We start from the raw sequence: 26,549 nt of genomic DNA on the forward strand, positions 1-26,549 counted from the left end.
GGCCAGCCTTAACGCCCGGGCAGCCGCGCTGCCTCAGGTGCATCCACCAGCTCCAGCGCCTCCGGGTGGTCGAGCAAGATCATCGGGCCATTCTCGGCATACATCCAGCCACGCACCCGCACCACGGCGCCTTCCAGCGCGCGCAGATCAATGCCGTGCGCCTCGAAGCGGCGCTGGTCGCGGCGCATGACCTGCACGGTGAAATCAGTGCGCCAGTCCGTGCCGAAATTGAGATAGATGCGGCCATCGCGCGCGGCGCCGGTGGAGATGACCCGCCCTTCCACGATCTGAACACTGTCCAGCCAGGGCGCGAGCGCGTTGGGATCGGTAGTGTGAACCAGAAGATCGCGCAAACCCCACGCGCCGAGCCCTGCCAGCCTTGCCTCCTCCTCCAGCACAAGAAGCCGGGAGGTGTGCGCCGTGTTGTCGCCATGGCTGTCGACAGCGGCCAGCCCCTCGCCCACGAGGATTTCCTGCAGGGTAGAGCCGTCACCGCGCGTGGCGGTCACCAGAAGCGCGCCATAGCGATTGCGGCCCGGCCCGGCAGGGATAAGCACCAGATTGCCGCCAACCTCGTCCAGCAGGACCTGTAGCCGTGCCAACGCCAGTTCTGCAGACGGGCCAGAACGCGGCGTGCGTATCCCGGCCAGACGTATATCGGCCACCTCGCCTTCAATCTCCAGCGTGAAACGGTCTCCGCTGATGGCGCGGGCGCCAGACGGGCTTTCAGCCAGTGGCGCCGCTTCTGGTCCGGCCGTTGGCGGAGCGCCGCAGGCAGCAAGGCAGAAAGCAATGAGCGCCGCTGCGATTATCCTTCCCACCTGGCCCTTCCCCATCCCGCTTCACCCCAGTCTGACAAGACATCAGAGCGGAGTGAAGCGCAAACGGGTGCCGCTAGAAGAAGAGCGCGGCGGCAAAGAAGGCGAAGAAGAAGCCGACCGCCCACACTATCGCGGCCACGATCAGCACGATCCCGCCCCAGCGCCGCATCCTCGCGCAGGCTGCCGCCTGTTTTGGGTCTGCGGGGCAGGGTGCATTGCGGGTGAACCATCGCATCGCGAAAGCGCCCAGCAGCAACGCGCCCGACAGGGCAAAGAGCGGCCCCTTCCAGGCGGTGAACGCCACCAGACCCGGCACATTGGCCACCAGCCCCGCCATCACCGCGCCCGCCCCGATGGTCACGAGCAGGGCTGGCAGGGCGCAGCAGATGAGGGTGGATAGGCTGGCAAAGAGGGCGAGGGCCGGAGCCCCCGCCTCGCGGAAGACAAGCCGCATTACAACGCCTCCGGACGGGCGATGCCATTGGCCTGATAGCCCGAACGCCGGATCAGGTCGGTAATCGTGGCATCGTCCAGCGTCTGGCCTTCATGGACCACGAAGGTCAGCGTCTTGGCATCGAGATCGACCGTCGCCGCAGCGACTTCTGAACGCCGTTCGAATGTGCGCGTCATGGCGAGCGCGCAGAAATCGCACACCGCCCCCAGCACATCGACGATCACCAGCGAGCCACCCTCATCGAGGGCGCTTCTCATGGCGGGCGTGATCTGGCTTTCCGACAGGGCGGTTTCCTGAGCCAGCGCATGGGGCGCAGCGCTCAGCGCCGGGGTGACAGCAAGGGCGAAAGCAAGCGTGATTTGGCGAATAGACATGGAATGTCTCCTTTTAATCGGGAATGGCCGCTTCAGAAGCGGTACTGGAACTGGAGGAAAGGCTGGTCGTCGGTGACCGACCAGCCGGCCTCGGCCATGAGCGGTCCTTGAAAGAAGCGCACCAGCGGGGTGACACCGACGGGGTTCTCCGCCTGCGGATTGTGCTCCACCTGCACCATCAGCCAGGTGTGGAGCGCGCCGTAATTGGCCACATAGGGCGCAACCCCCAGCCTGGCGGCCTGCATGGCCTTTTCGCCGGTGGTCTCTCCGGCAAAGCCTCTGGCCATGTAGGAGACGAACCAGCGGCGCGTCTCCCAGTCGGCCATCACGCCGAGCGAACCAGCCGCGCCCGTGCCTGCCGGGTTGCCGTCGACGCCAGATCCGATACCGACCGCACCAAACAAATAGAGATTGGCCTGATAGTCCTCACCGAACCAGCGATTGGCGAGCCATGTGGCCTGCACACCGTGGAAGACGTGATCATCCTCCCGGTGCCATTCACCGCGATAGCCAATGGAGTAGCGGTGATGGGGCGTGTAGTGCGCCCAGATGGCGCTCATATCGCGGTCATGTTCCACGATGAGCGTTCTGCCGCCCTCATAGGATACCGGACGGGCATCTGCGATGCCGCCGGATGCAAGCGCCAGCAAGGCACCTGCGAAGATATATGCTCTCAAGGGATAGTCCTTCCCGTCTGATCATTTCCGAAGAGGCGCGGACAGAGCCGCGCCGGTTCAAGGAAGGATCAGATCCGGGGAGGGGGCGGGTCGTGCGCAGGCGCAGACGAGAGGACCGTCTTCACGGCGAACAGGCGCGGTGCGCCGTGCAGGGCCACGCCGTCAAGAAAAGCGGCATCCACCGAGAGCCCGGACGCCAGCGCGCAATCAATACACGCTGCGCCGCCCTGACAGGCTTCATCGCCATGCAGGGCAGGATGCAGGTCGTCGTGAGACACCGGCGCCGGTTCGTGACAGGGCGGACGGCTTGCCGGAGCAGCGTGAGACGCCGTTTCGGCAGCCTCCACAACCGGCATGGCAAGCGCGCAATTGGCCGAGCCGGTAACGGCAAGGCCATGCATGACAAGGCTGGCAAGAAGCGCGCGCATGACGTGTCTATACCCGCTCTGCCCGTCCGGAACCAGTCACAAGCCGGTTATCCAAAAAGAAAGGGCGCGAGGTTTCCCCCGCGCCCCTCATTTCAGGCATTCAGGCTATATGGCCTAGAAGTTGAAGCGCAGGCCGCTAAACAGGGTGTAGCCGAAGCGCTCGCGCTCATACACGCGGCTGCGGTCACTTTCATAGCGGATGCCTTCGGAGTCGGTCAGGTTCTTGGCCTCGAAGAAGACTTCAAACTGGTCATTGACCTCGAAGGACGCCGTGAAGTCCAGCTGCGAACGGCCTTCCCAGTAGCGGTCAAACCGGCTGTCCTCGGCATTGAGCGAGTCCAGATAGTCCGAGCGGTCATTCCACGACAGACGCGCATTGAAGCGGTCCGTCTCGAAGAACAGCGCCACGTTAAAGGTCTGGTCCGACTGGCCCTGGAGCGGGAATTTCGAACGCCCGCCCACGGTCCGGCCGATATCCATTTCGGAGTCCGTGAAGGTGGCATTGGCAAAGATGCCAGTATAGCTCAGCAGGCCCGGCAGGAAGGTGAAGGATTGCTGCCAGGTGAATTCTACGCCGCGGATATAACCGTCGGGCGCGTTCTCGGCCTGGACGAAGGTCGCAGGCTGGCCCTCGAACACCTGGTTCGGGGTGCGCAGGGTAAACTCGTAATTCTCCAGGTCCTTGTAGAAGGCGTTGATCGCGATCAGGCCCAGAGGCGCGATATAGTATTCGAGCCCCGCGTCGAAATTGTTCGCCAGGGTGGGGCGCAGGTCCGGATTGCCCCGGTTCACGGTGAGCGGCGGCGTGTCGCCGGCGCTGACGCGGGCCACGACATCCGGATAATTCGGACGGGAAATGGCGCGGGTCAGAGCCAAGCGGCCGATCAGGTTCTCATTGAACTCGTGACGCACGGTCAGGTTCGGGAACCAGTTGGTGTAGTCACGGCTGTTGGAAACCGGGGTTACTACGCCGGTCGATTCGTTGACGCGGTTGGCGGTCGAGCTGAACTCGGTGTGCTCGACACGCAAGCCGAACGTCACGTCCGTATTGGTCAGCGACACCCGGCTCATGCCATAGGCGGCGTAGACGTTTTCCTCGACCGTATAGTCGCTCTCGACGGAGGTCGGCATGCGGCGATAGGCCGGATTGCCATACACCGTGCCGCGCATGGAGTTGAAGTAGGCATCAGCCAGACCTTCATCGATCTTGAAGCCCAGATTGTAGATGAAGTTCTGCGATACTTCGCCGGTCTGCAGCTGGGTAAGCGTCTGGGCCGGACCGAAATCGGCCGTCGTCGGGCTGCGCCAGCGTTCGTCGTCACGCTCGGCCTCACGCCAGCGCAGGGCTGCACCGAAGCGGTGCTCGGCATTATTGCCGAACAGCGAGCCATCGCGCTCCACATTGGCCCGCACGGCCCACTCGCGGGTATCGTTGACTTCAAAGCGCTGATCGAGGCGGCGGAAGCTGAAGGCACCGAAATCCTGGTGCTCATTGGTCTGGAACAGGCTGATCGCCGGCTCGTCCGCGCTCGTATAGTTGTAAGACACGGTCGGGCGCAGGCTGGAGCGGAACAGGAGCTGGTCGCGCTGGGGATAGGTCTGCTCGGACTCGTTATAGGACAGCTGATAGTCAAGCCGGGTGCGTCCAAAATCGTGCTCGCCGCCAGCCTGGATGTTCCAGATCGTGTTGGTCACGGTGCGGTGACGCAGCTCTTTCTCGATGCGGGCATTGGTCCAGGTCGCCGTGGTGTCGGTGAAGCCCGGCTGCAGCGTCCCGGCGCTCAGATCGAGAATGAGCTGGTTGCGGTACTCATCGTCCTCGAAGCGGGACCAGTTGCCGCGCAGGAAATAGCGGGTGGAGTCGTCAGGCCGGAATTCCAGCGCGCCGGTATAGGCCTGGCGCGTGCGGCGGGTGTCGTAATCCTTCCAGACGAACTCATCCACGAAGAACACGTCCTGGCCGCCTACGGTCGCCACGTCCCAGTTGGCTTCCATGTTGTGAACCTGGCGGTCGGTGTGCGAATAGCTGGCCGAGAAGAGCGCGCCAAAACGCTCATTGGGGCCAAACGTATTCGAGATCACGCCGGACAAGCGGTAGTCATTGGTCGAACCGATCTCGTTAATGCTGGCACCGCCCTGCAGGCGCAGGCTGAAACCACCGCGATCAAACGGCGAGCGGGTGACAAGATTGACCGAGCCGGCAATGGAGTCGGCATCCTGGAACGGCAGGAGGGTTTTCGACACCTCGATAGCGTTCACGACGTCGGAGGGAATTGTGTCGAGATCCACAGCGCGCGTGGTCGCGTCCGGTGAAGCGATAGCCGCGCCGTCCACGGAGATGGCGGTGAACTCGCTGGGCGCACCGCGCAGATTGATGAAGCGGCCTTCACCCTGGTCACGCGCCACGGCAAAGCCCGGCACGCGCTGCAGCGCTTCAGCAATATTGGCATCGGGGAAGCGGCCAATGGCGTCGGACGACACGATATTGGTGGTGGCATCATTGGTGCGCTGCTGGTTGAGCGCGCGGGCCGTTCCGTCAAGGATCGCGCCGGTGATGACGATACGGTCCATGCCCGCGCCGGTATCGGCGAGCGTGAAGGTGATCATGTTGGCTTCGGTCGCGGACACGTTCACACCGCGTACGCCGGTCGGCAGGCCGAGATAGTTCACTTCCAGCTGGGCTTCACCAGCAGGCACGGACGAGAAGGAGAACTCGCCCTGGCGGTTGGTGGAGGTGGACAGGCCAAGCGCCGGTACCGAAACGCGCGCACCAGGCAGCGCGTTGCCGCGCTCGTCCACCACGCGGCCCGTCAGCTGGTGTTGTGCAAGCGCGTCAGCGCCAAAAGCGCTCAGGCCAAGAGCGAGCACGAGGCCCGATACGCCCAGAAGGCGTTGATTGCGAATGGTCATCGGTGAAATCCCCCTGAAAAACAACCAAAGACCGGCTTGCGCGGGCGCATCCGGGTCGGGGGACGGTTAAACGGCGAAGCGGTGACAGGCCGGTCACAGGCCGGTGAAGTGTTGGTGATGATTTGGTGACGGGACGATTACCGATAGACGTAAGTTTGATGACAGGGGCTGCCGACATCAGTGAGCTGTCCGCCACCGCCAGGCCAGCATGACAGCGCTGCGGGCTTTGGCTATTGTCCGCCCCAGTGTCCCCGTAGCTCAGCAGGATAGAGCATCAGATTCCTAATCTGGGGGCCACAGGTTCGAATCCTGTCGGGGACACCATTGCAGCCTTGCTGCCCGGACAAGCAATAGAATGCCCTACCGATTTCGCGCTGCAGCACGCAATTAAAGATTGCCCGCGCGCGCCTTCCGCCCCTAGGCTCGGACCAAAGAGTTTACAGGGCGGATCACGCATGGGCGACACGACGCAGCCGGCACGGATACTTCTGATTGAGGACGATGACACCGAAGCAGAACTGTTTGCCGGCATGCTGGTACGAAAATCACCCGAATGCACGGTTTCCCGTGCCGCCTGCGGCCGTGCGGCACTGGAACAGCTGGCCTCCGGCCCGCTGCCTGACTGCCTGGTTCTCGATTTGCGCCTGCCCGGCGAAGACGGGATCTGGATACTCGAACGCCTGCTTGAATCGCCTGACTGGCGCGCCATCCCGGTTATCGTGTTTTCAGGCGATGTTTCACGCCTCGGACCGGCCTCCAGCCAGTATCCCAATGTCGCTTCGAGCGTGCGCAAGCCTCATAGCCTCGAGGAATATGAAGCCGCCTTGCTGATCGTGTGCGCGATCGTCGGCGCTACGGTGTCTGCTGCGGCCTGACAGGTATCAGGCTGGCTTCTGCATTGGCGCTGCGGCCGGCGTCCTGGCTGGCAAGACGGCGGCGCAATTCCTTGAGCTCAAGCCGGTCACGATGCGCATCAATGGCATGCATCACAGCATCGGCCATATGGCCAAGCAGGCGAATATTGCAGTCGCTGAATGATCGCGGCTGTGTGTCCAGCACGCTTACCGTGCCGATAGCATAGCCATTGGCCTCGATAAGGGGAGCGCCGGCGTAAAAGCGCACATGGGGAGCGCCCGTCACCAGCGGGCTTCGGACAAAACGCGGATCGCGCGTCGCGTCCGGCACCACCAACGGCTCATAGCCCTCTATCGTATGACTGCAGAACGAGATCGAGCGGGCGGTCTCACGCTCATCAATCCCGAATGCAGACTTGAACCATTGCCTGTCGGAATCGACCAGCGCCACCAGCGCAATCGGGGTATCAAACGCAAGCGCCGCCGCACGCGTCAGGCAATCAAACGCCGGATGCGTGTCGGTGTCGAGTATGGCGCAGGCGCGAAGCGCTGCGAGACGCTGTAGCTCATGAGACAATGTATAAATCCACTGAACCGGTTCAGTGAACAACACTAGAAGTGGAGTGTTGCACAAGCGTAAACACACCCGCATTGGCGGGTGCGGTTACGTCACGCTCCATGATTGCCAACCAGCGCGCACCGTCTAGTCTGGCTTCAGAAAAGGGTTAGGAGATTATGAAAATGGACCTCAGCGGGAAGACGGCGATTGTAACCGGCGGGGCAAGCGGCATAGGGCTCGCTGTCGCTAGGGCTCTCCACGCCCGCGGTGCCCGGATCGCGGTCGCTGATCTCAACGCAGGATCAGCCACAGAGGCTGGCAAGGCGCTCGGCGGGTTTGGTGAGGCTGTTGATGTCGCTGATGAGGCCGCTCTGGTGCGCTTCATCAACAAGGTCGAGCGCACGCTGGGTCCGGTGGACATCTATGTGTCCAATGCAGGCCTTGGCGTCACGGACGGGCCGGGCTGGGGCGCAGGCGATGCGCCCAATGCCGCCTGGGATCTGTGCTGGCAGGTCAATGTCATGGGCAGCGTGTTCGCCGCGCGTCATCTTGCCCGCAAAATTGCGGCCAGAAACGGCCATTTCGTCATCACAGCATCGGCTGCCGGCTTGCTGGCCCAGATCGGCGATGCGCCCTATTCAGCCACCAAGGCAGCGGCCGTATCCTTTGCCGAATGCCTGGCCATCACCCATGGCGACGAAGGCTTGAACGTCCATTGCCTGTGCCCCGAAGGGGTGAACACGCCGCTGGTGCAGGGCATTGAAGGCGGCGCACAGGGGCTGGGCGGCTATCTGGAAGCTGACGAGGTCGCGCAAATTCTTCTCAAGGCCATGGAAGACAAGCGCTTCCTCGTCATGACCCATGACAATACGCCCGGCTATGTCGCCACCAAAGGGCAGGATCGCGACCGCTGGGTTGGCGGCATGCGCAAGCTGCGCCGCATGCTGGTGGAAAAGCTCGGCCGTCCGATGTGATGTGGCTCAGGCCTGCAACCGGTAACCACCTGTATCGGTGACCAGCAGGCGCGTCTTGCCCGGATCCGGCTCGATCTTCTGGCGCAGGCGGTAGATATGGGTTTCCAGCGTGTGGGTGTTGGCCTCGCGGTGATAGCCCCAAACCCGGTCCAGCAATTCCTCGCGGGCAACAGGCTGGCCGCCTGCCCGGTAGAGATATTTCAATATGCTGGTTTCCTTTTCGGTCAGCCGGATGCGCTTGCCGTCCTGATTGACCAGCTGCTTCATGCCCGGCGTGAAGACATAAGGCCCGATATTGAGCACAGCATCTTCAGAGGATTCATAGCGCCGGAGCTGGGTGCGTACCCGCTCCAGCAAAACCCGGAAGGCGATCGGTTTTGCCAGAAAGTCGCTGGCGCCAGATTGCAGCCCCTTCACATGGTCTTCATCGCCTGACTGGGCGGTCAGAAGGATGATCGGCACGCTCTCGCCTTCCTCACGCAAGGCCGCGCAGGCATCACGCCCGTCCATGTCCGGCAGGCCGACATCGAAAATGACAATATCAGGATTGTCCTCCCGCACACGCTCCATGCCTTGGCTGGCATTGACCGCTGTAATGACCGCAAACCCGTCCTCCAGGGCAAACTGTTCGGCCAGCGCCTCACGCAGATCGGTATCGTCATCGATAATGAGAACGGTCTTTTCACCGGCCATGGCGGGCCAAGCCTCCCTGATAGGCGTTCCCTGCAAACATAGGGTGCGTTGCGCCTGACCGCCAACTGCCTCAAGCCGCTTGCGGGCGGCGGCGTCATGACGGCAGTCTGGCGGCATGAAATTGACCGCTCACAGTGACGGGATCCTGCTTGCCGGCGGCCAGCGCTTTCGATGCGCTCTGGGCCGCTCCGGCATTGTACCCGCGGATGCCAAGCGCGAGGGGGATGGGGCGAGCCCGGCCGGAGTGTGGACCGTCCGGCGCGCCCTCTGGCGCGCAGACAGGCTGGAAAAGCCGCTAACCGCCCTGCCGCTGCAGATAATCGCGAGCGATGATGGCTGGTGCGATGCGCCCGCCGATCCTGCCTATAACCGGCCCGTGCGCCTGCCCTGGCCAACGAGCCACGAGGTGATGACGCGCGAGGACGGGCTTTATGATGTCGTTGTGGTGCTCAGTCATAATGACAATCCGCCCGTGACTGGCATGGGCTCGGCCATTTTCCTGCACTGCGCCAGTGAGGATTACAAACCCACCGAAGGCTGCGTGGCGATTGCCCGCGATGAGCTGGTGGCGCTCCTCAAGGACATGAGCGCGGCCAGCACGCTGGAGATCATTCTCGCCGCCTCGCCCTAGAGAATAAATTTCGACAGATCGGCGTTGGAAGCCAGCGCCTTGACCCGCTCATGCACATAGGCGGCATCAATCACCAGCGTCTCGCCAGAGCGGTCTGAGGCGGTATAGCTGATCTCCTCCACCAGCCGCTCCAGTATCGTGTGCAGGCGGCGCGCGCCGATATTCTCAACGCTGGCATTCACCTCGGCTGCATAATCGGCAATCGCCTCGATCGCGCTGTCATCAAGGCTAAGCTCAAATCCTTCGGTCGCCATTAGGGCCACATATTGCGTGACGAGGCTTGCCTCCGGCTCGGTCAGAATGGCGCGGAAATCCTCGCGGGTCAGCGCTTTGAGCTCGACACGGATCGGCAGGCGGCCCTGCAGCTCGGGCAGAAGATCGCTGGGCTTGGTGACGTGGAAGGCGCCCGAGGCAATGAAAAGCACATGGTCGGTCTTCACCGGGCCGTACTTGGTGGCCACGGTCGCCCCTTCGATCAGGGGCAGAAGATCGCGCTGCACGCCTTCGCGTGACACGTCGGCCCGCGCGCCTCTGCGCGGGCGGCAATCTTGTCGACCTCGTCGAGAAAGACGATGCCGTCATTTTCGGCGAGCCGCACTGCCTCGGCCTGAATCTGGCTGTCATCAAGCAAGCGGTCGGCCTCCTCGTGCAGCAAGGGCTCATAGGCCTCGCGTACCGTGGTGCGGATCGTCTTGCGCCGCCGGCCCATGCCCTTGCCCAGCATATCGCCCAGATTGATCATGCCGACACCACCCATGCCCGGCAGGTCCAGACCCTGCAGCGGGTTGGCATCGTCCAGGAGCTCGATCTCGATCTCCTTGTCGTCAAGCTCGCCTGCATGCAGCTTGCGCCGGAAGCTATCACGCGTCGTGGTGCTGGCACCCGGCCCGACCAGCGCGTCCAGCACACGCTTTTCAGCCGCTTCCTCCGCGCGCGGACGCACCTCTTCGCGGCGGCGTTCACGCACCAGCGAGATCGCAATCTCGACCAGATCACGCACGATGGAGTCCACATCCCGCCCGACATAGCCGACCTCGGTAAACTTGGTGGCTTCCACTTTCAGGAAGGGCGCACCTGCCAGCTTGGCCAGACGCCGGGAAATCTCGGTCTTGCCGACGCCGGTGGGGCCGATCATCAGAATGTTCTTCGGCGTTATCTCGGCGCGCAAGGACTCATCAACGCGCTTCCTGCGCCAGCGATTGCGCAGCGCAATGGCCACCGCCTTCTTGGCGTCATGCTGACCGATAATGTGGCGGTCCAGTTCGGAGACAATTTCGCGCGGCGACAAATCGGTCATGCACAGCCCTTGAAAAGTGTTTTGAGATCAGACAACCGCGCTCATGTAGGCAGTGGCACGCATATGGGAAACCCTTGGACCAGAACCGCTAGCAGGGATCAGCGTTCCATTCGGCGCAGACATCGCTATCGGTCTCGGCGGCAAGGCGCACCTCACGCTCTGCCTGAAAGCGCGCCTGGTCCAGCCGGGAGAGCGCCCAGACCGCCGCGCCGCGCACCAGCGCGCTGTCATCATCAAGACGCGCCAACACCGCCTCCAGCGCGTCCGGACCGGTATCATTACCCAGCGCAATCAGCACATTGCGTACAAACCGGTCCCGGCCGATGCGCTTGACCGGAGAGGCAGTAAAGAGCGCACGGAACCCCGCATCATCGAGGCGTGAAAGCGCGCCCAGCAAGGGCGCTTCCAGCTCGGCGCGGGCGTGAAAGGCGGTCTCTTCGGTGCGCGCGGCGAACTTGTTCCACGGGCACACGGCCAGACAGTCATCACAGCCATAGATGCGGTTGCCCATGGCGGCCCGGAATTCGACCGGTATGGGGCCTTTGTGTTCGATGGTGAGGTAGGAGATGCAGCGGCGCGCATCGAGCTTGTAGGGCGCCGGAAACGCGTCTGTGGGGCATATATCAAGGCAGGCCCGGCACGATCCGCAATGATCGGTCTCGGCGGTATCGGGAACCAGCTCCGCCTCGGTCAGCATCACGCCCAGAAACAGCCAGCTGCCCCAGTCCCGGCTGACCAGATTGGTGTGCTTGCCCTGCCAGCCCAGCCCGGAGCGGGCCGCCAGCGGCTTTTCCATCAGGGGCGCGGTATCGACAAAAACCTTCACGCCCTCACCCGTCTCGCCGTGAAAGGCGCGCGCCATCTGTTTGAGGCGCTTTTTGAGAAGATCGTGATAGTCCCGGTTGCGCGCATAGACCGAAATGACGGCCCGGTCCGTGTGCGCAAGATCAACCAGCGGATTGTGCTCCGGCCCGTAATTGAGGCCCACTACGACCGCCGAGCGGGCCTCTGCCCACATGGCCGTCGGATGGACGCGCCGGTCCAGCGTCTCTTCCATCCAGCCCATACTGCCATGATGCCCCGCCTCGACGAAGGCGCGCAGCCGCTCGCCTGCCTCCCAGGGCGCATCCGCGCGGGTAATGCGCACGGCATCGAACCCGGCATCGCGCGCCAGCGCGCGGACCCTGTTGCTCAGTTCCCCTGAAGTCATGCCCGCAGCATGACATAGAAGGCCCCGGCCCCGCCATGACGGGCATGGGCGGGCGCATAGCCGCTGACCAGAACGGCAAAGTCCGGCTCGGCGAGCCATAAGGGCAGGCTGCGGCGCAAGACCCCCGGCAGGGAGGGTGCATCAGGCGTCCAGGGCTCAAACCGGCTTGTATCCTCTGCCCGTCCGGCGGCTCCCTTGCCGGTAATGACGAGTATGGTCTGATGGCCTTTCATGGCCGCGCGGGAGAGAAAAGCCAGCAGCATCTGGCGGGCATGGGCAGCCGTCTCGCCATGCAGATCAATGCGCGCATCAATCTCCACGCGCCCGCGGCGTACCTTGCGCTCGGCGCCGCGCTCCACCGGCGCTCTTCTGGGTGCCGACCCGGCGTTCAGCGCGGCGGGTGCAGCGCCGCTCCGGCCTCTGAGCAGGGCGGCAAACCCTTCCTCATTCACCGGGGACTGAACGCGCATTCCGCCTGCGGGCAGCGGCCGGGCCGTGTGCGACACCTTGCGCCAGAGAGCGCGTTCTTCCGGTGTCAGTGTGCGCTTCGGCCCGCTCATGGCCTGTCACGACACCCGGCGCAGCCGGGCCGCCAGCGCGTTGGGGAGCAGCAAGTGCCAGCGTGCGAAACTGTTCTGGCGCCCGGCAGTCTGTCCGGCCTCGTCGCCCCAGCCAAAGAAGAGATCGCCGCGCACCGGGCCAGTAATGGCCCCGCCCGCATCCTGCGCAATCACCAGCCCGTTCCAGCGGCCCTGCCCTGATACTTCGCCATCGATGAACACCGGCACGCCCCAGGCATGGAAGGCCGGATCGACCGCCAGGCTCGCCATTGGCGTCAACGGCACGCCCTGCGATCCCATCGGGCCGGTATTGGGATCGGCAATCTCCTGCAGATCAAAGAACACGTAGCGCGGGTTTTCATTGAAGAGCGGCGTCCACGCCGACGGGCCATTGCGCACCAGCCAGTTTTCGATGTGGTGCTTGGACGCCTGTCCCGGCGGCAGCTCGCCCCGGTCCAGAAGCAGCCGGCCTATAGACACGTAAGGATGGCCATTATGGGCGGCAAAGGCGGCACGGCGCTGGCTGCCATCATCAAATACCAGACGTCCAGACCCCTGAATCTGCATGAAGAACACGTCGATCGGGCGGCCCCAGGCCAGCGGCACGCCGATATTCATCGCCTCGATCTCGGCGCGCGGGCGCGCCTCGTCCGCGCCGCTGAACCGATCCGCATCAAGCCCGGCGATGAGCTGGGACATATCCCCGCGCGGGGAAAGCCCCGGACGTGCCCGGATCGCCATGGAAAACTCGGCATCGGGATAATAGCGCGCCTGCACCATGGGCTCGTAATAGCCGGTCAGCCGCCCCTCGCCGCCCAGAGCCACCGGCGTGAAGCGTGCCTCGAAGAAGCTGCGGGCCATCTGGGGCGTTGCGCCGCGCGCGATCAGGGTGAGCGCCTCGCCGCACACCGCATGCCAGTCACCGGCCCGGCCCGCATAAGGCGCGCGCTCGTTGAGCGGCCGTTCGGCCGGACGGCGCTGGATCGCCTCGCAGCTCTGCCCGAAAGAGCGCAAGGCCGCACTGGCATCATGCCGGCTCCAGCCTTCAAGCGCGCCAAACCCGGAAAGCGGGCGCAGATCGAGTGACGATACGGCAGGGGGTTGCGGTGTAGCGGACAGCGTGTCCGGTACGCTGGCGCAGGCAGAAAGGATTAGCGCAAGGCAGAGCGCGGCTAGGGTGCTAGGCCGGGCGCACGGCAGAAAGCCGCCAGTTCGGGTTGTCGTTCGTGACATCGCGCTCAAAGCTCCAGATCTCCGCTACCGGGTGCAGCGCCGCGATATCGCCCGACACCACGCTGCCATCGCTGGCGCGCGTTTCGTGGGCAATTTCGGCGACGAATCGCACCTTGATCTTGGCCTTGGGCCCGTTAAGGGAAGCTTCCTGCAGGCGCGTTTCCTTGATGCGGTCGATCTCGGTGGTCAGGGTTTCGCCCTTCGCAGCCCGCGCCTCAATGGCTTCGCGGTAAGCACTCATCACGCGCGGAGCCAGCAGGGGCTCCAGCGCTTCGACATCACCGCGCGCAAACGCGCCGGCAATCATGCCATAGGCAGCCCGCGCGCCCTGGATGAACTCTGCTGCATCGAAGCTGCCGTCTGCATCCGCAATGGCTTCAAGCCCGTCATAGGCTGCCTCGTCGACATCAACGGTGCTGAATGCTGTTTGCGGGCGCCCGGACGGGTCCTGCATGCTGGCCGTTTCGCGGGCCGGTGCCGCCGCTTCACGCGCTACGGCTTTCTCCGTCTCTTCGCGCGCATGCTCTTCCGGGGAGCGCCCCACAGGGCGGCCAAGCGCCATGTAAAGACGTATGCCGATGAACACGGCCAAGCCTGCAAAAAAGAGTATCTGCAACAATTCCACGCGCATGCACCTCTTGGCCGCCCGGCTTTCGGGCGGGTTGATGGCCATCCCTGCCTACTCATATAGGCCGTCAGCCGCCTCAGGTCAGCCCGTACAATGCAGGCTGCGGTTTCACACTGCGCGTCCTGCCAGCATGCAACTCAACGGCGGCGAGGCTTTGGAAGGTCCTTGGCCGCTTTTGCCAACTCGGCAATATGGCGGTCTGCCTCGAGATGGCGATCCTGTCTTCGGCGCGACTCGAATCTGGCGTATTCGCCTTCGGCAATCCGCTTCGCTTCGGAGGATTTCACACGGCCTCCATCATTCAGAACGGCCCGGCCTAGCTGCTGCAACTGACGGTCCAGCAGGTCACGAGCATCCTGCATCATCACCAGGCGGCCCATGTCTAGCTGATCTTCAAAAATGTCTAGTAATATGGTCGTCAGCCTGTTGAGCTCCCTGATTTCTGCTTCCGCAAGATAGTTCTTCGAGACAGCTACATCTGATTTTCGAATGTTGTCATGAGGCCAGGTTTGCAGCCCCATATTCTCGGCTTCGTGGTTTGCCCTGTCAGCGACAACCTCCGCTGGGGTGTGTGACGTTACCGCAAATATCAGTTTTGCCTGCGTGTGCTGATAGAATTCGCGTGCTGAGGCGGAAGCAGGATCATAGTCCTTGCACATTGCGCATATCTGCCGAAGCTCACGATAGACATTGAACTCATCAGAGCGGATATCGCGAATTATTTCGCGTAGCTCGGAAACCCGGTCGATATATTCGGGGTCTTTCAACCTCGCGCTGTCGACAACAAAGCCCTTTTTAGCAAACTGAACGAGTATGCCGGTTGCCCAGCGGCGAAACTGCGTCGCCTGTGCCGAAGACACCCGGTAACCGACTGAAATAACCGTGTCGAGGTTGTATACTGTTGCAGGACGGCCGGACGTTGTTTGCATTTTTTGCAAAGAAGTCTCTTCGTCTAGCTCGCCTTCCTCAAAAATATTTGTGATGTGCCGGGAGATCGTCGTCACGTCCCGGCCAAACAGCCCGGCAATCTGGGCCTGTGTCATCCAGAGGGTTTCGCCTTCATAGCGAATATCTAGGCGAACGCCCTTCGCACCAGCATAGACAAGAAAGCGGTCGCCGGTTTCGGGGTCTTCAAGCAAATGGGCCGGCGTCTCCTGATCGTTGCTCATTACCGCCTCGAATCACTAATGCGAGAACATCTTAGCAACGGTGGCGCCCGCTGGCCTGTCCCGCCTGACTGACATTCCGAAGACTGCCTTGCCCGCTATCGCGCGCCATGCTACCCGCCCAGACCTTGCACAGGAAGCGGGCGCATTCCAGCCCTGCTGCCGGCCTTCAATGCCAAGGCTGGAAAACGTCCACAGGAGCTTGCACCGATCATGGCTGACACCCCGAACACACCTGACCAGAACGCAAATCCGGCCGCCGGGCCGAGCGTGAGAATATTGGGGCAGTACGTGAAGGATCTCTCCTTTGAGAACCCCGGCGCGCCCGACACGCTGCGCGGCAGCGCCTCCCAGCCCAATATCGATCTGGGCATTGATGTGCGCGTGCGTGCGCTGGATGCGGAGAATTTCGAGGTCGAGCTGCTTCTCTCGGCCAAGGCACTGCGCGACAACGCCACCCTGTTTGTCTGCGAGCTGAGCTATGCCGGCCTGTTCCAGGTTCGGGGCATGGACGAGCAGGCACGCGAAGCCTTCCTGCTGGTCGAGGCGCCGCGCCTGACATTCCCCTTCGCCCGCGAAATCGTGGCCAGCGCGACGCAAAACGGCGGCTTCCCGCCGCTCATGCTGGAGCCTGTCGATTTTGCCAGCCTCTACCGCCAGCAGCTGGCCCAGCGCGCACAAGGCGGGTCCAACCCGCCTGCAGGCAACGCCTGATCACGCTAGACGCCGAACCTTTTCCAGACGCGTGCCTCTCCCATCTCGGCCACAAAAGCCGCGTGGAGGGCACGCTCTTCGGGCGTGCTTGAAGGCTGTAACGGGGCGGGACGCGGCGGGCGGGGCGCATAGCGTACCGTGCGGTCCGTGCCTTCCAGCCCGGCAAAGTCCAGCGCGCGCGTGCGCCCGCCATTGAGCTCCAGATACACTTCTGCCAGCAGATAGGCATCGATAAGCGCACCGTGCTTGGTGCGGCTTTCCAGTGAAATATCAAATCGTTTGCACAAGGCGTCGAGATTGGCCGGCGAGCCGGGAAAGCGCTCGCGCGCCATGGCCGCCGTGTCCTTGAACCGGCTGTCGGGATAGGGATCCAGGCCGGCGCGCGTCAGCTCCATATTGATGAAGCCCCGGTCAAACGGCGCATTGTGCGCCACCATCACCGCATCACCGACAAAGGCGATGAAATCCTTTGCCACCTCTTCAAACCTGGGCTTGTCGCGCAGCATTTCGCGCGTATGCCCGGTAATCGCCGTTACCTCGGCAGGGATGTCGCGGTCCGGATTGATGAGCGCATGAAACTCCCGGCCTGTCGGGATCATGTTGAACACTTCCACACAGCCAAGCTCGGTGACCCGGTCGCCTTCGAGCGGGTAGAGGCCTGTGGTCTCGGTATCGAATATGATCTCTCTCATGGGCGGGGATTTTGCGGGCGTTCGCGCAAGGCATCCAGAACGGCGCGCACCTGATCGCGGGCATCATCCACACCTTTTGACGTGTCGATGACGAAATCGGCGCGCTCGCGCTTGTGTGCATCGGGTGTCTGGCGCGCCAGGATCATGTCGAACTTATCTGCATGCATGCCGTCACGGGCCAGCACCCGCGTCCGTTGCACATCTTCCGGAGCGGACACCACGACGATCACGTCGACATGCCCCTCCATGCCGGTCTCGAACAGGAGCGGAATATCGAAAAGCACACACCAGGCCCCGTCCTTGCGCGCCTGCTGCAGAAAAGCGGCGCGGCGCGCCGCCACCAGCGGATGCACGATGGCTTCAAGGCGGGCAAAATCCTGCGGGTTGTCTTTCAGATGGGCGCTGAGCGCATCACGGTCCACGCGCCCAGCTGTAGTCACATCGGGAAACACGGCATTGACCAGCTCAACCGCCTCTCCGCCCGGCGCATACATGCCGGCCACCGCCGCATCGGCGTCAAAGACCGGCACGCCTTCAGCGGCGAACAGGGAGGCCGTGGTGCTTTTGCCCATACCGATGGAGCCGGTGAGGCCAATCGTGATCATGCCCTCTCCTCCAGCGCGGCTTCCAGCAAGGCCCTGACCTGCGTACCGGCAGGCGCAGGCTGGCCGAAGAACGCCTCAAAGGCCGGGCGGGCCTGGCCGATCAGCATGGAAAGCCCGTCCACCGTCCTTAGCCCGCGCGCCCGGGCCTGCCTCAGCAGAGGCGTCTCCAGCGGCGCGTACACCATGTCAAAGACAGCGGCGCCGGGCGGCAATGCATCCAGCGGCACGCAGAGCTCCGGCTGTCCCTTCATGCCAAGTGAGGTGGCGTTAATGACAAGGCGGGCGCCCTCAAGCGCAGCCGCCGCATCATCCAGCCCGTAAATCTCGGCCGCGCAGCCCATGGAACGCACCAGCCCGGCTGCCCTGTCCCGGCTGCGATTGATGATCCGCACTGGCGCGCCCGACGCATTAAGCACATGAAGCGCCGCGCGGGCCGCCCCGCCAGCCCCGATAAGGACAGCCGGGCCCACACCGGCCTGCCAGCCGCTTTCCGCCAGCGCCGCTTCCACCCCCACAATATCGGTATTGTCCGCCACAATGCCGTCTGGACCGAACAGAAGAAGGTTTGCCGCGCCGCAGGCACGCGCGCCCTCGCTCGCCTCGTCGGCTAGCGTCAGAGCGGCCTGCTTGTGCGGCAAGGTGACATTGATCCCGCGATAACCCGCATCGCGCAGGCGCGATATGGTGGCGGCAAACGCGTCTGGCTGCACGCCGATACGGTCATAGCTGCCGGCAAGCCCCGCATCGGTCAGCCAGGCCTGCATCATCAGCGGCGAAAGCGAGTGATCGACTGGCCAGCCTGCGACACCGGCTTTCATGACAATCAACCCTCCAGCACGCCATGCTGGCGCAGCGCATCCAGCAGCGGCAGGAGCGGCAGGCCCAGAACCGAGAAGAAATCGCCCTCCACCCGCTCAAACAGCTGCGCGCCCAGCCCTTCATAGGCATAACCGCCGACGCCAGCTGTCAGGATAGACCCGGCATCGCGCATATAGCGGTCGAGAAAGCTGTCCGACACATTGCGGACATGCATCTCGCACCGGCTTTGATGCTGCCACACAATCTGGCCATCACAGGCCAGTACCAGCCCGCCAACCAGCGCATGCGTCCTGCCGCGCAGCATTATCAGGCGCGCACGGGCCTCTGCCTCATCGCGCGACTTGTCATAGGCACGGCCTTCAAATTCCAGCACCTGATCGGCGCCCAGTACCAGCTTTCCCGCCTGCCGGGGCGAAACCGCCAGGGCTTTCTGCCGGGCAAGTTCAAGTGCCAGTTCAGCAGGGGTGCCGGCAAAGCCTGCTTTCACGGCGCCCTCATCAATATCCGCCGGATCAATCGTGAAAGGCACGCAGGCCTTATCCAGAATCGCGCGGCGCGACGCCGAACCGGATGCCAGAACGAGCGCGGTCACAGCTTGCCTCCCGTCATCTTGCCCCGGTGTTCGGTGAGAAGATTGATGATCTTGGCGGCCGTCTCCTCGATGGAGCGCCGTGTGACATCGATGGACGGCACGTTGTGGCGGGCAAACAGGCGCTTGGCAAAAATAAGCTCGTCCTTCACCGCGCCTTCATCGACATATTCGGTCGAGCGGTCCTCATTCAGATTCAGGAGCCGGTTGCGGCGTATCTGGACAATGCGTTCAGGCGTCGCGTAAAGCCCGACAATGACAGGCTTTTTGTGTGAAAACAGATCAGGTGGAAGCGGCGCGTCGGGCACCAGCGGAATATTGGCCGCGCGCACACCGCGATTGCCCAGATAGATGGAGGTCGGGGTTTTCGACGTCCGGCTGATCCCCAGAAGGATGACATCCGCACTCGCCAGATCATCGCCCTGCCCGTCATCATGGGCCATGCAGTAGTTCATCGCCTCGATACGCCGGTAATAATCGGCATCGAGCGTGCGCTGGGCTCCGGCGCGGCCCGTCATCGGCGCGCCCAGATAGGCCGAGAGCGTTGTCTCTATCGGATCCAGCAGGGCAATGGCCGGAATGGAGAGCTCCGCACAACGCGTTTCAAGAGCCTCCCGGAGCTCCTGATTGACGACCGTGTACATGACCACGCCCGGGAAAGCTTCGACATGCTCCAGCGCGCGCGTCATCTGGCGTGGTGAACGCACCAGCGCAAACAGGTGTTCGATGGACTGGCCACGGTCAAACTGCGCCGCGGATGCACGCATGGCGCTCATCAGCGTTTCGCCTGTGGAATCAGAGATCATGTGGACATGAAAATAGATTTTTATGTCCGGTGCGCGTTGGGAAGTGGGCATGATGTCCTTCTCGAAGACCGCGTGATCTGAGCTCTGGCAGGCTAGCGATCAAGCGTTAGCCCGTTCTGCCCCGCCTGTGAACAAGCTGTCGGGAAACATGACAGCCTGTCCCCGCTTATCCCGTTCAAGCCAGGTTTTCGCGCAGCATGGCCATCTTCACCCACATCCCATCCCCGGTCATCCACCGGACAGGCCGGTGCAGGAGACGGCAAATCATGCGCTGTCGACGAAGGGCGCAAAAATGCATTGGCCGCTCCACATGATCCCCGGCGGGCTTACGAATTAGTATTTTGTTAAAGAAGATGAATTTTGAGTTAATCTCCCAATCAACAGCCGTGGCATACCTGCCGGTGCGGCACATTTGCCCACAGGCTGTGAAATACGCGGATAACAGGGTAAGCAACCTGCGTTTTCCACGATGCTGACAGACCTACGACTCATCTCCTTCCAAATTTTCTTTTTTAATTGAGAAAGAAGAGTGTGGAGGAAAACCGCCGCCAGGCCAGTCAGACCCCAGCGATACCAAGGGTAACACTCGATGACCGAACGCGCGCTTTTGAAGGTTCTGAGCGGTGAAACCCTCAAAACCCCGCCAGTATGGCTGATGCGTCAGGCGGGGCGCTACCTGCCCGAATACCGCGCTGTGCGCGCCCAGCAGCCTGATTTCATCGCCTTCTGCCTGAACCCGGAGGCGGCAGCCGAAGTCACCCTGCAGCCGATCCGCCGATACGGGTTTGATGCCTCCATCGTGTTTGCCGACATATTGCTGATCCCCCATGCGATGGGTCAGAAAGTGTGGTTCGAGAAGGGTGAGGGTCCAAGGCTGGCGGCGATGTCGCTCGACACGCTTTCAGCACTTCGCCCGGATGGGGCAGCGCAGAAGCTTTCGGCGGTCTGCGATACCTTGCGCCTTGTACGCGCTGGCTTGCCGGAGAGCTGCACGCTGATCGGCTTTGCTGGCGCGCCCTGGACGGTGGCGACCTACATGATCGAGGGCGGTGGATCGAAAGACCGCTGGAAGGCCCGCACCGCCGCCTGGAGCGAACCGGAAACGATGGACAGGCTGCTGGCCAATCTGGCGGACACGACCGCCGATTATCTGATCGCGCAGGCAAAAGCCGGCGCAGACGTGCTGAAGATCTTTGAAAGCTGGGCTGAAGGCCTGCCTGCGCCCCTGTTCAACCGCGTCGTGATCGCGCCCACGCGGCGCATTGTCGAGCGGGTAAGGGCGGCGGGCATAACCGCGCCGATTATCGGTTTTCCCAAAGGCGCGGGGCCCCATTATGTGCGCTATGCGGAAGAAACCGGGATTGATGCCATAGCCACCGATCATGGCCTCGATACCGATTGGGCCGTGGCCAATCTGCCGCGCTCCATGCCGGTTCAGGGTCAGCTCGATCCTGCCGTTCTCCGGGCGGGCGGCACGGCGCTTGAAGGCGAGGTCAGCCGTTTGCTCGACGCATGGGGGGGCCGACCCTATGTCTTCAATCTTGGACATGGGATCAATCCTGATGTGCCGCCTGAACATGTGAGCGAGCTGCTGGCCCATATACGCGGGCGCTAGCACGCGCCTCAAGACAAGCCGGAGTAGACTCTATGGGCCGCAAAATCGCTGTTGTACTGTTCAATCTGGGCGGGCCGGACGGGCAGGCAAGCGTGAAACCCTTTCTGCGCAACCTGTTCAATGATCCGGCCATCATCTATGCGCCCTGGCCGGTGCGGCCCTTGCTGGCCTGGCTGATTTCCACAACGCGTGGACCTAAAGCGGCGAAAGAGTACGCCAAGATGGGCGGCGGCTCTCCCATCGTGCCGGAGACTGAAAAACAGGCAGCAGCGCTCACTTCCACGCTGCAGGCTGCTCTGCCCGGCGACGAGATCCGCTGTTTCCTCGCCATGCGCTACTGGCATCCTTTCACTCATGAAGCGGCCGAGGCGGTAAGGGCGTGGGGCGCGGATGAGGTCGTGCTTTTGCCGCTCTATCCGCAGTTTTCGACCACCACGACAGCGAGCTCCCTCAAAGCCTGGCGTGATGCAGGCGGCGGGGACGCGCGTACGATATGCTGCTTCCCGCGCGAGGCCGACTTCATAGCCGCCCATGCCGGCCTGATCCGCCAGGCCTGGGAGACGGCCGGAAAGCCCGGGAATGTACGCGTGCTGCATTCCGCCCATGGCCTGCCGGAGATCACCATCCAGCGCGGCGACCCCTATCAGTGGCAGGTGGAGGAGACGGTGAAGGCCGTGACTACCCTGCTGCCGGAGCTGAACGATCACATCACCTGCTTCCAGTCGAAAGTCGGCCCGCTCAAATGGATCGGGCCCTCAACTGAAGACATGGTGGAAGAGGGGGCGAAAGAGGGAAAACACATCATCCTCTCGCCCATCGCCTTTGTGTCGGAACACATTGAAACACTGGTCGAGCTGGATGAAGAATATGCCGAGCTTGCCCACGAACACGGCGCGGCCGGTTATACCCGCGTGCCAGCGTTGGGTGTGACACCAGACTTCATCAAGGCGCTGGCCGGGCTGGTCGTGGATGCGCTCGACGGCCCAGCCGGGCTGAAGCCGCCATCGGGTAAGCCCATATGCCCGGCTGAATTTGGCCGCTGCCCGTGCCGCGAAGCAGGCTATAACGGAGAGCCAAGACAGCCAGAGGCCGCCTGATGGATTTTCTCCTGCCCTATTATGATGTGCTCAAAGCCCTGCACATTGTGTCGGTGATCTTCTGGATGGCCGGCATGCTCTACCTGCCGCGCCTGTTTGTGTATCACCACACCGCCACGCCAGGCGGGGAGCTGGAAACGGCCCTCCTCAAGCAGGAAACCAATCTGAACCGCATCATCATGGGCCCGGCGCTTATCGCGGTCTGGCTCTTTGCCATATTGATGATCGCGGCAAACCCCGCCCTGTTCAGCCAGGGCTGGTTTCACGGCAAGCTGGCGCTGGTGATCGCCCTGTCTGGCGTGCACGGGTTTTACGCGGCCAGCGCGAAGCGCTTTGCCAAAGGCGAACGCCCGCGCAGCGAGAAGTTCTGGCGGATGCTCAATGAAGTACCGGCAGTGGCGGCGATTATCATTGTAATACTGGCAGTGCTGAAGCCTTTCGCTTGACGGCTGCGGGCGCTTGTGTCACGCCTAGCCCATAACCGCCCGCCTGCGGACGGCTTCCCCCCTTATCGTGCTGTCCTTGGCGCCTGGCCTTGCGATCTGGCACGCTCTCGAAACACAGTCTTGCCCGCCTGTAGCCCGTGAGGGCCGCGTTCGCGGGGCCGGAACCAGCAGCTTGTGCCGGGCATTAGCCTAAAGGCATGCCTGTTCGCGCAAAGGCCGATCCCGGTCAGGCATTTCACCTTCCCGTCCGTTTCTCAAAAAAGACCTCCCCATGACCGATCAGAACGACACGCCCGAAACCGATCTCGACGAAATTGTAACGCCAACCCCGACGGTCGGCGCATGTCCTTGCAGGAGCTGAAGGAAAAGTCTCCGGCAGACCTTCTCCAGCTGGCCGAGAGCCTCGATATTGAAAACGCCGCCTCGCTGCGCAAGCAGGGCATGATGTTCGCGATCCTCAAGGCACTGGCCGAAGAGGGCGTCGAGATCCATGGCGGCGGTACGCTGGAAGTGCTGCAGGACGGGTTTGGTTTCCTGCGCTCACCAGAGGCCAATTATCTAGCCGGGCCGGACGACATCTATGTGTCGCCCAACCAGATCCGCAAGTTCGGCCTGCGCAATGGCGACACGGTGGACGGCGAGATTCGCGCCCCGCGCGATGGCGAGCGCTATTTCGCACTGCTCAAGGTCAATGCGATCAACTTCCAGCCCACCGATCAGGCCAAGCACAAGGTCCATTTCGACAATCTGACCCCGCTCTACCCCGAGAGCCGGTTCATCATGGAAAACCCGGATCCGACCAAGAAGGACCGCACGGGCCGGGTGATCGACATTGTGGCGCCGCTCGGCAAGGGCCAGCGCGCCCTGATCGTCGCGCCGCCGCGCACCGGCAAGACGATGGTGCTGCAAAATATCGCGCACGCCATCGAGACCAATCATCCCGAATGCTACCTCATGGTGCTGCTCATCGATGAGCGCCCGGAGGAAGTGACCGACATGCAGCGCACGGTGAAGGGCGAGGTCATCGCCTCCACCTTCGACGAGCCGGCCACGCGTCACGTCCAGGTCGCCGAAATGGTAATCGAGAAAGCCAAGCGCCTCGTCGAGCATGGCCGCGATGTGGTGATCCTGCTGGATTCCATCACCCGCCTCGGCCGCGCCTACAACACTGTGGTGCCAAGCTCCGGCAAGGTGCTGACCGGCGGTGTGGACGCCAACGCCTTGCAGCGCCCGAAACGCTTCTTCGGTGCCGCCCGCAATATCGAGGAAGGTGGCTCGCTGACCATTATCGCCACGGCCCTCATCGATACAGGCAGCCGCATGGACGAGGTGATCTTCGAGGAGTTCAAGGGCACGGGTAACTCCGAGATCGTCCTTGACCGGAAAGTCGCCGACAAGCGCGTCTTCCCGGCCATCGACATTCTCAAGTCCGGCACCCGGAAAGAGGAGCTGCTGGTCGACAAGAAGAATCTCGCCAAGACCTATGTGCTGCGCCGCATCCTCAACCCGATGGGCCCGCAGGATGCGATCGACTTCCTGCTCGGCAAGCTCAAGGAAACCAAGACCAATGACGAGTTCTTCGACTCGATGAACACGTAAACCTGATATTGGGCGGGCAACATGTTAGATATTATAGCGAGAGAAGCTGATGTAATACAGAATGCTCCAATCAGCTTCTTGTTATCTGTAATTGCGTTGTCGGTTGTTTTTTACTTTCTATGCGAATGGCGCTATGCGCCACTGCGCGATCGCTTGTCATTTAGAGACGAGCAGATTGCGGCGTTGAAGGAAAAGTTTCCTGATGTTTCCGCGCCCGAGCTCGTTGGAAAAGTAGAAGAGATAAGAACCAGATTAAATATAATTGAAGAGCGATATAAATTTTCAGCAGATAAAGAAAATGGAGGATCGTCAGGAGATAATGCTAACGGATATTATACGCGTTACAAGGATGGAACAATGGTTTGTAAAGCGATTCTTTCATTAGAAAATGAAGTGAATACAGTAGTTTTCCCAGCTGAATTTATTGGAAAACCAAGTTTATCTATTTCAAATGAAGACAGAGTAAAAATTTTAAATATAGATGAACACGGTTTTCGTTACAGGGCATCAAATGCTAGGTTTTGTGGAACAAAAATGTCTTATGTTGCTGTAGGGTTTTGGAACTAAAAAGTGCGCAACTTTTTTATTCGGGAGATTTCCTATGAGCCACGACGCAAACCTGATCCTGTTCCACGCCCCGATGACCCGTTCCATCCGCGCCCGCTGGGCGATGGAGGAGATGGGCCTCGATTACCGGCTGGAGCGCGTGGCCTTTGACCGGGGCAATGTGGGCGGCGATGAATACCGCAAGATACATCCCCTGCAGAAAATCCCGGCGCTCAAAGACGGCGATACCGTGATCCTGGAATCGGTCGCAATTGTGGAATATCTCATCAACCGCTACGGGCCGACGCCGCTGCGCGTAGACCCCTCCGAGGCGGAATATCCGCGCTATCTCGAATGGCTGCACTATGCTGAGGGCTCGATGGGGATGCCGGTCAGCCTGCTGCTGGCCCACACCACCCTCCTGCCTGAAGCCCAGCGCAATGAGGGCATCGCCAAATGGGCCAAGCGGGAGGTGGACAAGCATCTTGAGCTGATCGCCGCGCGCGGCCTTGAGGGCCGCGGCTGGCTGGCGGCGGACCGGTTCACGGCGGCCGACATTTCGGTCGGTTACCTGTTGTATTTGCTGAAGATTATACGCCAGCTGAAAGACGCCCCTGCGCCGGTGCTGGCCTATTGGGAGCGTATGACGGCGATGGAAAGCTGGCAGAAGGCAAGCGCGGAATAGGGCTAGGTCTTTCGTCCTTCGTCATTCCGATGAAAGTCAGAACCATATCCGGGTCCCCGGCCCCTGAGCCGGGGTCCATGTCCAGGCACTGGGCTTTTCCCATGGATCCCCCATCGGGGCGGGGGACCCCGGTGAAGAGGCAAGCCGGGCCATGACAATGCTGGGAAACCTCCTATCCCAGATGTTTTTCAAAGAAGGCTATCGTCCGGTTATTGGCCGCTTCGGCGTCCTCGCCGTGATAATGGGCTCCGCCCACACGGGCAAAGGCGTGATCGCGCTCCGGGTAGAGATGCATCTCCACTTTCGGGTTGGATTTCAGCCCGTCCAGAATCGCTTTTTGCGCCTCTGGCGGTACGAACTGGTCTTTCCCGGCAATGTGTAGCAGCAGCGGGCTGGTGATCTTGCCGCCTTCGCCCAGCCGGTCCTGTATCCCGACCCCGTAATAGCCAACGCTGGCATCGCAATCTGTACGGCAGGCGGTGAGGTAAGCGAGCAGTCCGCCAAGACAGAAGCCAACCGCGCCAACCTTCTCCGCGCCCTCTCCGCGCGCATGGGCGATGGTGGCCGCTATGTCTTCGACCCCCTTGTCGGGATCGAATTTACCAAACAGATCAAAGGCCTGTTTCCACTCGGCGTCCGTCTGGTCGGTCAGCTCAATGCCCGGCTCGATCCGCCAGAACAGGTCCGGGCAGATGGCGCGATAGCCGCTGGCCGCCAGATCATCGCAAATATCGCGCATCACCTGATTGATGCCGAAAATTTCCTGGATGACGATGATGGCCGGTCCTTTCCCGCGCGCATAGGCGGAAAAGCTGCCGTCGGCGGTCTTGATGGTGAGTGTTTCGGCGGGCATGTCGTCTCCTTTGG

At 62.1% G+C, this 26,549-nt stretch carries 29 protein-coding genes, 1 tRNA gene and 1 pseudogene; 11 read left to right on the plus strand and 20 right to left on the minus strand.

Annotated features, from left to right (window positions below; genetic code table 11):
- Nucleotides 1–8: 8 nt before the first annotated feature.
- From X907_RS00230 to X907_RS00255, 6 genes are all read right to left on the minus strand, one after another.
- The gene (locus tag X907_RS00230; RefSeq protein WP_170175401.1) at nt 9–821 is read right to left on the minus strand and encodes a thermonuclease family protein; all 813 of its coding nucleotides are present in this window, start codon (nt 819–821) and stop codon (nt 9–11) included.
- A 73-nt stretch (nt 822–894) separates the two neighbouring features.
- The gene (locus X907_RS00235; protein WP_127565067.1) at nt 895–1,275 is read right to left on the minus strand and encodes a hypothetical protein; all 381 of its coding nucleotides are present in this window, start codon (nt 1,273–1,275) and stop codon (nt 895–897) included.
- Nucleotides 1,275–1,649, minus strand: coding sequence for a heavy-metal-associated domain-containing protein (locus X907_RS00240; RefSeq protein ID WP_127565068.1), 375 nt, complete (start codon nt 1,647–1,649; stop codon nt 1,275–1,277). The genes X907_RS00235 and X907_RS00240 overlap by 1 nt, the downstream gene beginning before the upstream one ends.
- 32 nt (nt 1,650–1,681) lie before the next feature.
- The gene (locus X907_RS00245) at nt 1,682–2,326 is read right to left on the minus strand and encodes a hypothetical protein (RefSeq protein WP_127565069.1); all 645 of its coding nucleotides are present in this window, start codon (nt 2,324–2,326) and stop codon (nt 1,682–1,684) included.
- A 68-nt stretch (nt 2,327–2,394) separates the two neighbouring features.
- Entirely contained in the window at nt 2,395–2,754 is a 360-nt protein-coding gene (locus X907_RS00250) for a hypothetical protein (RefSeq protein WP_127565070.1), read from the minus strand.
- Between the two features lie 114 nt (nt 2,755–2,868).
- Nucleotides 2,869–5,664, minus strand: coding sequence for a TonB-dependent receptor (locus X907_RS00255; RefSeq protein WP_127565071.1), 2,796 nt, complete (start codon nt 5,662–5,664; stop codon nt 2,869–2,871).
- A 247-nt stretch (nt 5,665–5,911) separates the two neighbouring features.
- Here X907_RS00255 and X907_RS00260 point away from each other — a divergent pair.
- Both X907_RS00260 and X907_RS00265 read left to right on the plus strand, forming a co-directional pair.
- Nucleotides 5,912–5,988 (plus strand) — tRNA-Arg (locus X907_RS00260).
- A gap of 131 nt (nt 5,989–6,119) precedes the next feature.
- A complete protein-coding gene (locus X907_RS00265) occupies nt 6,120–6,539 on the plus strand; it encodes a response regulator (RefSeq protein WP_127565072.1) in 420 nt (139 codons plus the stop codon).
- On the opposite strand, the gene X907_RS00270 is transcribed toward X907_RS00265, so the two are convergent.
- A complete protein-coding gene (locus X907_RS00270; RefSeq protein WP_170175402.1) occupies nt 6,517–7,095 on the minus strand; it encodes a GAF domain-containing protein in 579 nt (192 codons plus the stop codon). The two genes, X907_RS00265 and X907_RS00270, sit on opposite strands and share 23 nt — an antisense overlap.
- 164 nt (nt 7,096–7,259) lie before the next feature.
- Between X907_RS00270 and X907_RS00275 the strand changes: the two genes are divergently transcribed.
- Entirely contained in the window at nt 7,260–8,051 is a 792-nt protein-coding gene (locus X907_RS00275) for an SDR family oxidoreductase (RefSeq protein WP_127565074.1), read from the plus strand.
- Nucleotides 8,052–8,057: 6 nt separating this feature from the next.
- On the opposite strand, the gene X907_RS00280 is transcribed toward X907_RS00275, so the two are convergent.
- Nucleotides 8,058–8,744: a response regulator transcription factor gene (locus X907_RS00280; RefSeq protein WP_127565075.1), complete on the minus strand. Its 687-nt coding sequence runs from the start codon at nt 8,742–8,744 to the stop codon at nt 8,058–8,060.
- 115 nt (nt 8,745–8,859) lie between these two features.
- On the opposite strand from X907_RS00280, the gene X907_RS00285 reads away from it, so the two are divergent.
- Nucleotides 8,860–9,375 (plus strand): L,D-transpeptidase family protein, encoded by a 516-nt coding sequence (locus X907_RS00285; protein WP_127565076.1) that lies wholly within the window; start codon nt 8,860–8,862, stop codon nt 9,373–9,375.
- Here X907_RS00285 and hslU read toward each other — a convergent pair.
- From hslU to rhuM, 6 genes and pseudogenes are all read right to left on the minus strand, one after another.
- Nucleotides 9,372–10,672 (minus strand): annotated as a pseudogene (hslU, locus tag X907_RS14710) (ATP-dependent protease ATPase subunit HslU). The gene X907_RS00285 and the pseudogene hslU sit on opposite strands and share 4 nt — an antisense overlap.
- Nucleotides 10,673–10,760: 88 nt before the next feature.
- The gene (queG, locus tag X907_RS00295; RefSeq protein WP_127565077.1) at nt 10,761–11,882 is read right to left on the minus strand and encodes a tRNA epoxyqueuosine(34) reductase QueG; all 1,122 of its coding nucleotides are present in this window, start codon (nt 11,880–11,882) and stop codon (nt 10,761–10,763) included.
- Nucleotides 11,879–12,442 (minus strand): Smr/MutS family protein, encoded by a 564-nt coding sequence (locus tag X907_RS00300; protein WP_127565078.1) that lies wholly within the window; start codon nt 12,440–12,442, stop codon nt 11,879–11,881. The genes queG and X907_RS00300 overlap by 4 nt, the downstream gene beginning before the upstream one ends.
- Before the next feature lie 6 nt (nt 12,443–12,448).
- Nucleotides 12,449–13,675, minus strand: coding sequence for a murein transglycosylase A (gene mltA, locus X907_RS00305; RefSeq protein WP_127565079.1), 1,227 nt, complete (start codon nt 13,673–13,675; stop codon nt 12,449–12,451).
- Nucleotides 13,623–14,348: a Tim44/TimA family putative adaptor protein gene (locus tag X907_RS00310; protein ID WP_127565080.1), complete on the minus strand. Its 726-nt coding sequence runs from the start codon at nt 14,346–14,348 to the stop codon at nt 13,623–13,625. Before X907_RS00310 ends, mltA begins: the two co-directional genes overlap by 53 nt.
- A gap of 92 nt (nt 14,349–14,440) precedes the next feature.
- Nucleotides 14,441–15,472: a RhuM family protein gene (gene rhuM, locus X907_RS00315; RefSeq protein WP_127565081.1), complete on the minus strand. Its 1,032-nt coding sequence runs from the start codon at nt 15,470–15,472 to the stop codon at nt 14,441–14,443.
- Nucleotides 15,473–15,682: 210 nt separating this feature from the next.
- Between rhuM and secB the strand changes: the two genes are divergently transcribed.
- Nucleotides 15,683–16,183, plus strand: coding sequence for a protein-export chaperone SecB (gene secB, locus X907_RS00320; RefSeq protein WP_127565082.1), 501 nt, complete (start codon nt 15,683–15,685; stop codon nt 16,181–16,183).
- A 5-nt stretch (nt 16,184–16,188) separates the two neighbouring features.
- On the opposite strand, the gene dnaQ is transcribed toward secB, so the two are convergent.
- Genes dnaQ through X907_RS00345 form a run of 5 tightly spaced genes read right to left on the minus strand, consistent with a single transcriptional unit; the run spans nt 16,189 to nt 19,745 of the window.
- A complete protein-coding gene (gene dnaQ, locus X907_RS00325; RefSeq protein WP_127565083.1) occupies nt 16,189–16,875 on the minus strand; it encodes a DNA polymerase III subunit epsilon in 687 nt (228 codons plus the stop codon).
- Complete coding sequence (gene coaE, locus X907_RS00330) at nt 16,872–17,480, minus strand: dephospho-CoA kinase (RefSeq protein WP_127565084.1); 609 nt, start codon at nt 17,478–17,480, stop codon at nt 16,872–16,874. Before coaE ends, dnaQ begins: the two co-directional genes overlap by 4 nt.
- Nucleotides 17,477–18,298 carry a shikimate dehydrogenase gene (gene aroE, locus X907_RS00335; RefSeq protein WP_127565085.1) on the minus strand — a complete coding sequence of 274 codons (822 nt, stop codon included), beginning with the start codon at nt 18,296–18,298 and terminating at the stop codon, nt 17,477–17,479. Before aroE ends, coaE begins: the two co-directional genes overlap by 4 nt.
- 5 nt (nt 18,299–18,303) lie before the next feature.
- Nucleotides 18,304–18,891, minus strand: coding sequence for a Maf family protein (locus X907_RS00340; RefSeq protein WP_127565086.1), 588 nt, complete (start codon nt 18,889–18,891; stop codon nt 18,304–18,306).
- Nucleotides 18,888–19,745, minus strand: coding sequence for a pyruvate, water dikinase regulatory protein (locus X907_RS00345; RefSeq protein ID WP_127565087.1), 858 nt, complete (start codon nt 19,743–19,745; stop codon nt 18,888–18,890). Before X907_RS00345 ends, X907_RS00340 begins: the two co-directional genes overlap by 4 nt.
- Before the next feature lie 538 nt (nt 19,746–20,283).
- Here X907_RS00345 and hemE point away from each other — a divergent pair.
- From hemE to X907_RS00375, 6 genes are all read left to right on the plus strand, one after another.
- The gene (gene hemE / locus X907_RS00350; RefSeq protein ID WP_127565088.1) at nt 20,284–21,309 is read left to right on the plus strand and encodes a uroporphyrinogen decarboxylase; all 1,026 of its coding nucleotides are present in this window, start codon (nt 20,284–20,286) and stop codon (nt 21,307–21,309) included.
- Nucleotides 21,310–21,341: 32 nt separating this feature from the next.
- Nucleotides 21,342–22,406, plus strand: a complete 1,065-nt coding sequence (hemH, locus tag X907_RS00355; RefSeq protein ID WP_127565089.1) for a ferrochelatase — start codon at nt 21,342–21,344, stop codon at nt 22,404–22,406.
- Nucleotides 22,406–22,852, plus strand: a complete 447-nt coding sequence (gene hemJ, locus X907_RS00360) for a protoporphyrinogen oxidase HemJ (protein ID WP_233352437.1) — start codon at nt 22,406–22,408, stop codon at nt 22,850–22,852. Before hemH ends, hemJ begins: the two co-directional genes overlap by 1 nt.
- Before the next feature lie 342 nt (nt 22,853–23,194).
- Nucleotides 23,195–24,451 carry a transcription termination factor Rho gene (gene rho / locus X907_RS00365; protein WP_127565091.1) on the plus strand — a complete coding sequence of 419 codons (1,257 nt, stop codon included), beginning with the start codon at nt 23,195–23,197 and terminating at the stop codon, nt 24,449–24,451.
- A 21-nt stretch (nt 24,452–24,472) separates the two neighbouring features.
- A complete protein-coding gene (locus X907_RS00370) occupies nt 24,473–25,018 on the plus strand; it encodes a hypothetical protein (RefSeq protein WP_127565092.1) in 546 nt (181 codons plus the stop codon).
- Between the two features lie 34 nt (nt 25,019–25,052).
- Nucleotides 25,053–25,682, plus strand: coding sequence for a glutathione S-transferase family protein (locus X907_RS00375; RefSeq protein WP_127565093.1), 630 nt, complete (start codon nt 25,053–25,055; stop codon nt 25,680–25,682).
- A gap of 172 nt (nt 25,683–25,854) precedes the next feature.
- Here X907_RS00375 and X907_RS00380 read toward each other — a convergent pair whose 3' ends face one another.
- A complete protein-coding gene (locus tag X907_RS00380) occupies nt 25,855–26,535 on the minus strand; it encodes a dienelactone hydrolase family protein (RefSeq protein WP_127565094.1) in 681 nt (226 codons plus the stop codon).
- Nucleotides 26,536–26,549 lie beyond the last annotated feature (14 nt).

This window comes from Glycocaulis alkaliphilus (genome assembly GCF_004000605.1).
Lineage (GTDB): Bacteria > Pseudomonadota > Alphaproteobacteria > Caulobacterales > Maricaulaceae > Glycocaulis > Glycocaulis alkaliphilus.

Bases quoted from the DNA above. Each gene is read 5' to 3' on its own strand.
- X907_RS00310 (WP_127565080.1), bottom strand. From the start codon at position 14,348: ATGGCCATCAACCCGCCCGAAAGCCGGGCGGCCAAGAGGTGCATGCGC.
- mltA (WP_127565079.1), bottom strand. From the start codon at position 13,675: ATGTCACGAACGACAACCCGAACTGGCGGCTTTCTGCCGTGCGCCCGG.
- rhuM (WP_127565081.1), bottom strand. From the start codon at position 15,472: ATGAGCAACGATCAGGAGACGCCGGCCCATTTGCTTGAAGACCCCGAA.
- X907_RS00235 (WP_127565067.1), bottom strand. From the start codon at position 1,275: ATGCGGCTTGTCTTCCGCGAGGCGGGGGCTCCGGCCCTCGCCCTCTTT.
- hemE (WP_127565088.1), top strand. From the start codon at position 20,284: ATGACCGAACGCGCGCTTTTGAAGGTTCTGAGCGGTGAAACCCTCAAA.
- hemH (WP_127565089.1), top strand. From the start codon at position 21,342: ATGGGCCGCAAAATCGCTGTTGTACTGTTCAATCTGGGCGGGCCGGAC.
- X907_RS00250 (WP_127565070.1), bottom strand. From the start codon at position 2,754: ATGCGCGCGCTTCTTGCCAGCCTTGTCATGCATGGCCTTGCCGTTACC.
- secB (WP_127565082.1), top strand. From the start codon at position 15,683: ATGGCTGACACCCCGAACACACCTGACCAGAACGCAAATCCGGCCGCC.
- X907_RS00255 (WP_127565071.1), bottom strand. From the start codon at position 5,664: ATGACCATTCGCAATCAACGCCTTCTGGGCGTATCGGGCCTCGTGCTC.
- X907_RS00345 (WP_127565087.1), bottom strand. From the start codon at position 19,745: ATGCCCACTTCCCAACGCGCACCGGACATAAAAATCTATTTTCATGTC.
- queG (WP_127565077.1), bottom strand. From the start codon at position 11,882: ATGACTTCAGGGGAACTGAGCAACAGGGTCCGCGCGCTGGCGCGCGAT.
- X907_RS00240 (WP_127565068.1), bottom strand. From the start codon at position 1,649: ATGTCTATTCGCCAAATCACGCTTGCTTTCGCCCTTGCTGTCACCCCG.
- aroE (WP_127565085.1), bottom strand. From the start codon at position 18,298: ATGAAAGCCGGTGTCGCAGGCTGGCCAGTCGATCACTCGCTTTCGCCG.
- X907_RS00300 (WP_127565078.1), bottom strand. From the start codon at position 12,442: ATGAGCGGGCCGAAGCGCACACTGACACCGGAAGAACGCGCTCTCTGG.
- X907_RS00265 (WP_127565072.1), top strand. From the start codon at position 6,120: ATGGGCGACACGACGCAGCCGGCACGGATACTTCTGATTGAGGACGAT.
- coaE (WP_127565084.1), bottom strand. From the start codon at position 17,480: ATGATCACGATTGGCCTCACCGGCTCCATCGGTATGGGCAAAAGCACC.
- rho (WP_127565091.1), top strand. From the start codon at position 23,195: ATGTCCTTGCAGGAGCTGAAGGAAAAGTCTCCGGCAGACCTTCTCCAG.
- X907_RS00375 (WP_127565093.1), top strand. From the start codon at position 25,053: ATGAGCCACGACGCAAACCTGATCCTGTTCCACGCCCCGATGACCCGT.
- X907_RS00370 (WP_127565092.1), top strand. From the start codon at position 24,473: ATGTTAGATATTATAGCGAGAGAAGCTGATGTAATACAGAATGCTCCA.
- X907_RS00275 (WP_127565074.1), top strand. From the start codon at position 7,260: ATGGACCTCAGCGGGAAGACGGCGATTGTAACCGGCGGGGCAAGCGGC.
- X907_RS00280 (WP_127565075.1), bottom strand. From the start codon at position 8,744: ATGGCCGGTGAAAAGACCGTTCTCATTATCGATGACGATACCGATCTG.
- hemJ (WP_233352437.1), top strand. From the start codon at position 22,406: ATGGATTTTCTCCTGCCCTATTATGATGTGCTCAAAGCCCTGCACATT.
- X907_RS00380 (WP_127565094.1), bottom strand. From the start codon at position 26,535: ATGCCCGCCGAAACACTCACCATCAAGACCGCCGACGGCAGCTTTTCC.
- dnaQ (WP_127565083.1), bottom strand. From the start codon at position 16,875: ATGAGAGAGATCATATTCGATACCGAGACCACAGGCCTCTACCCGCTC.
- X907_RS00285 (WP_127565076.1), top strand. From the start codon at position 8,860: ATGAAATTGACCGCTCACAGTGACGGGATCCTGCTTGCCGGCGGCCAG.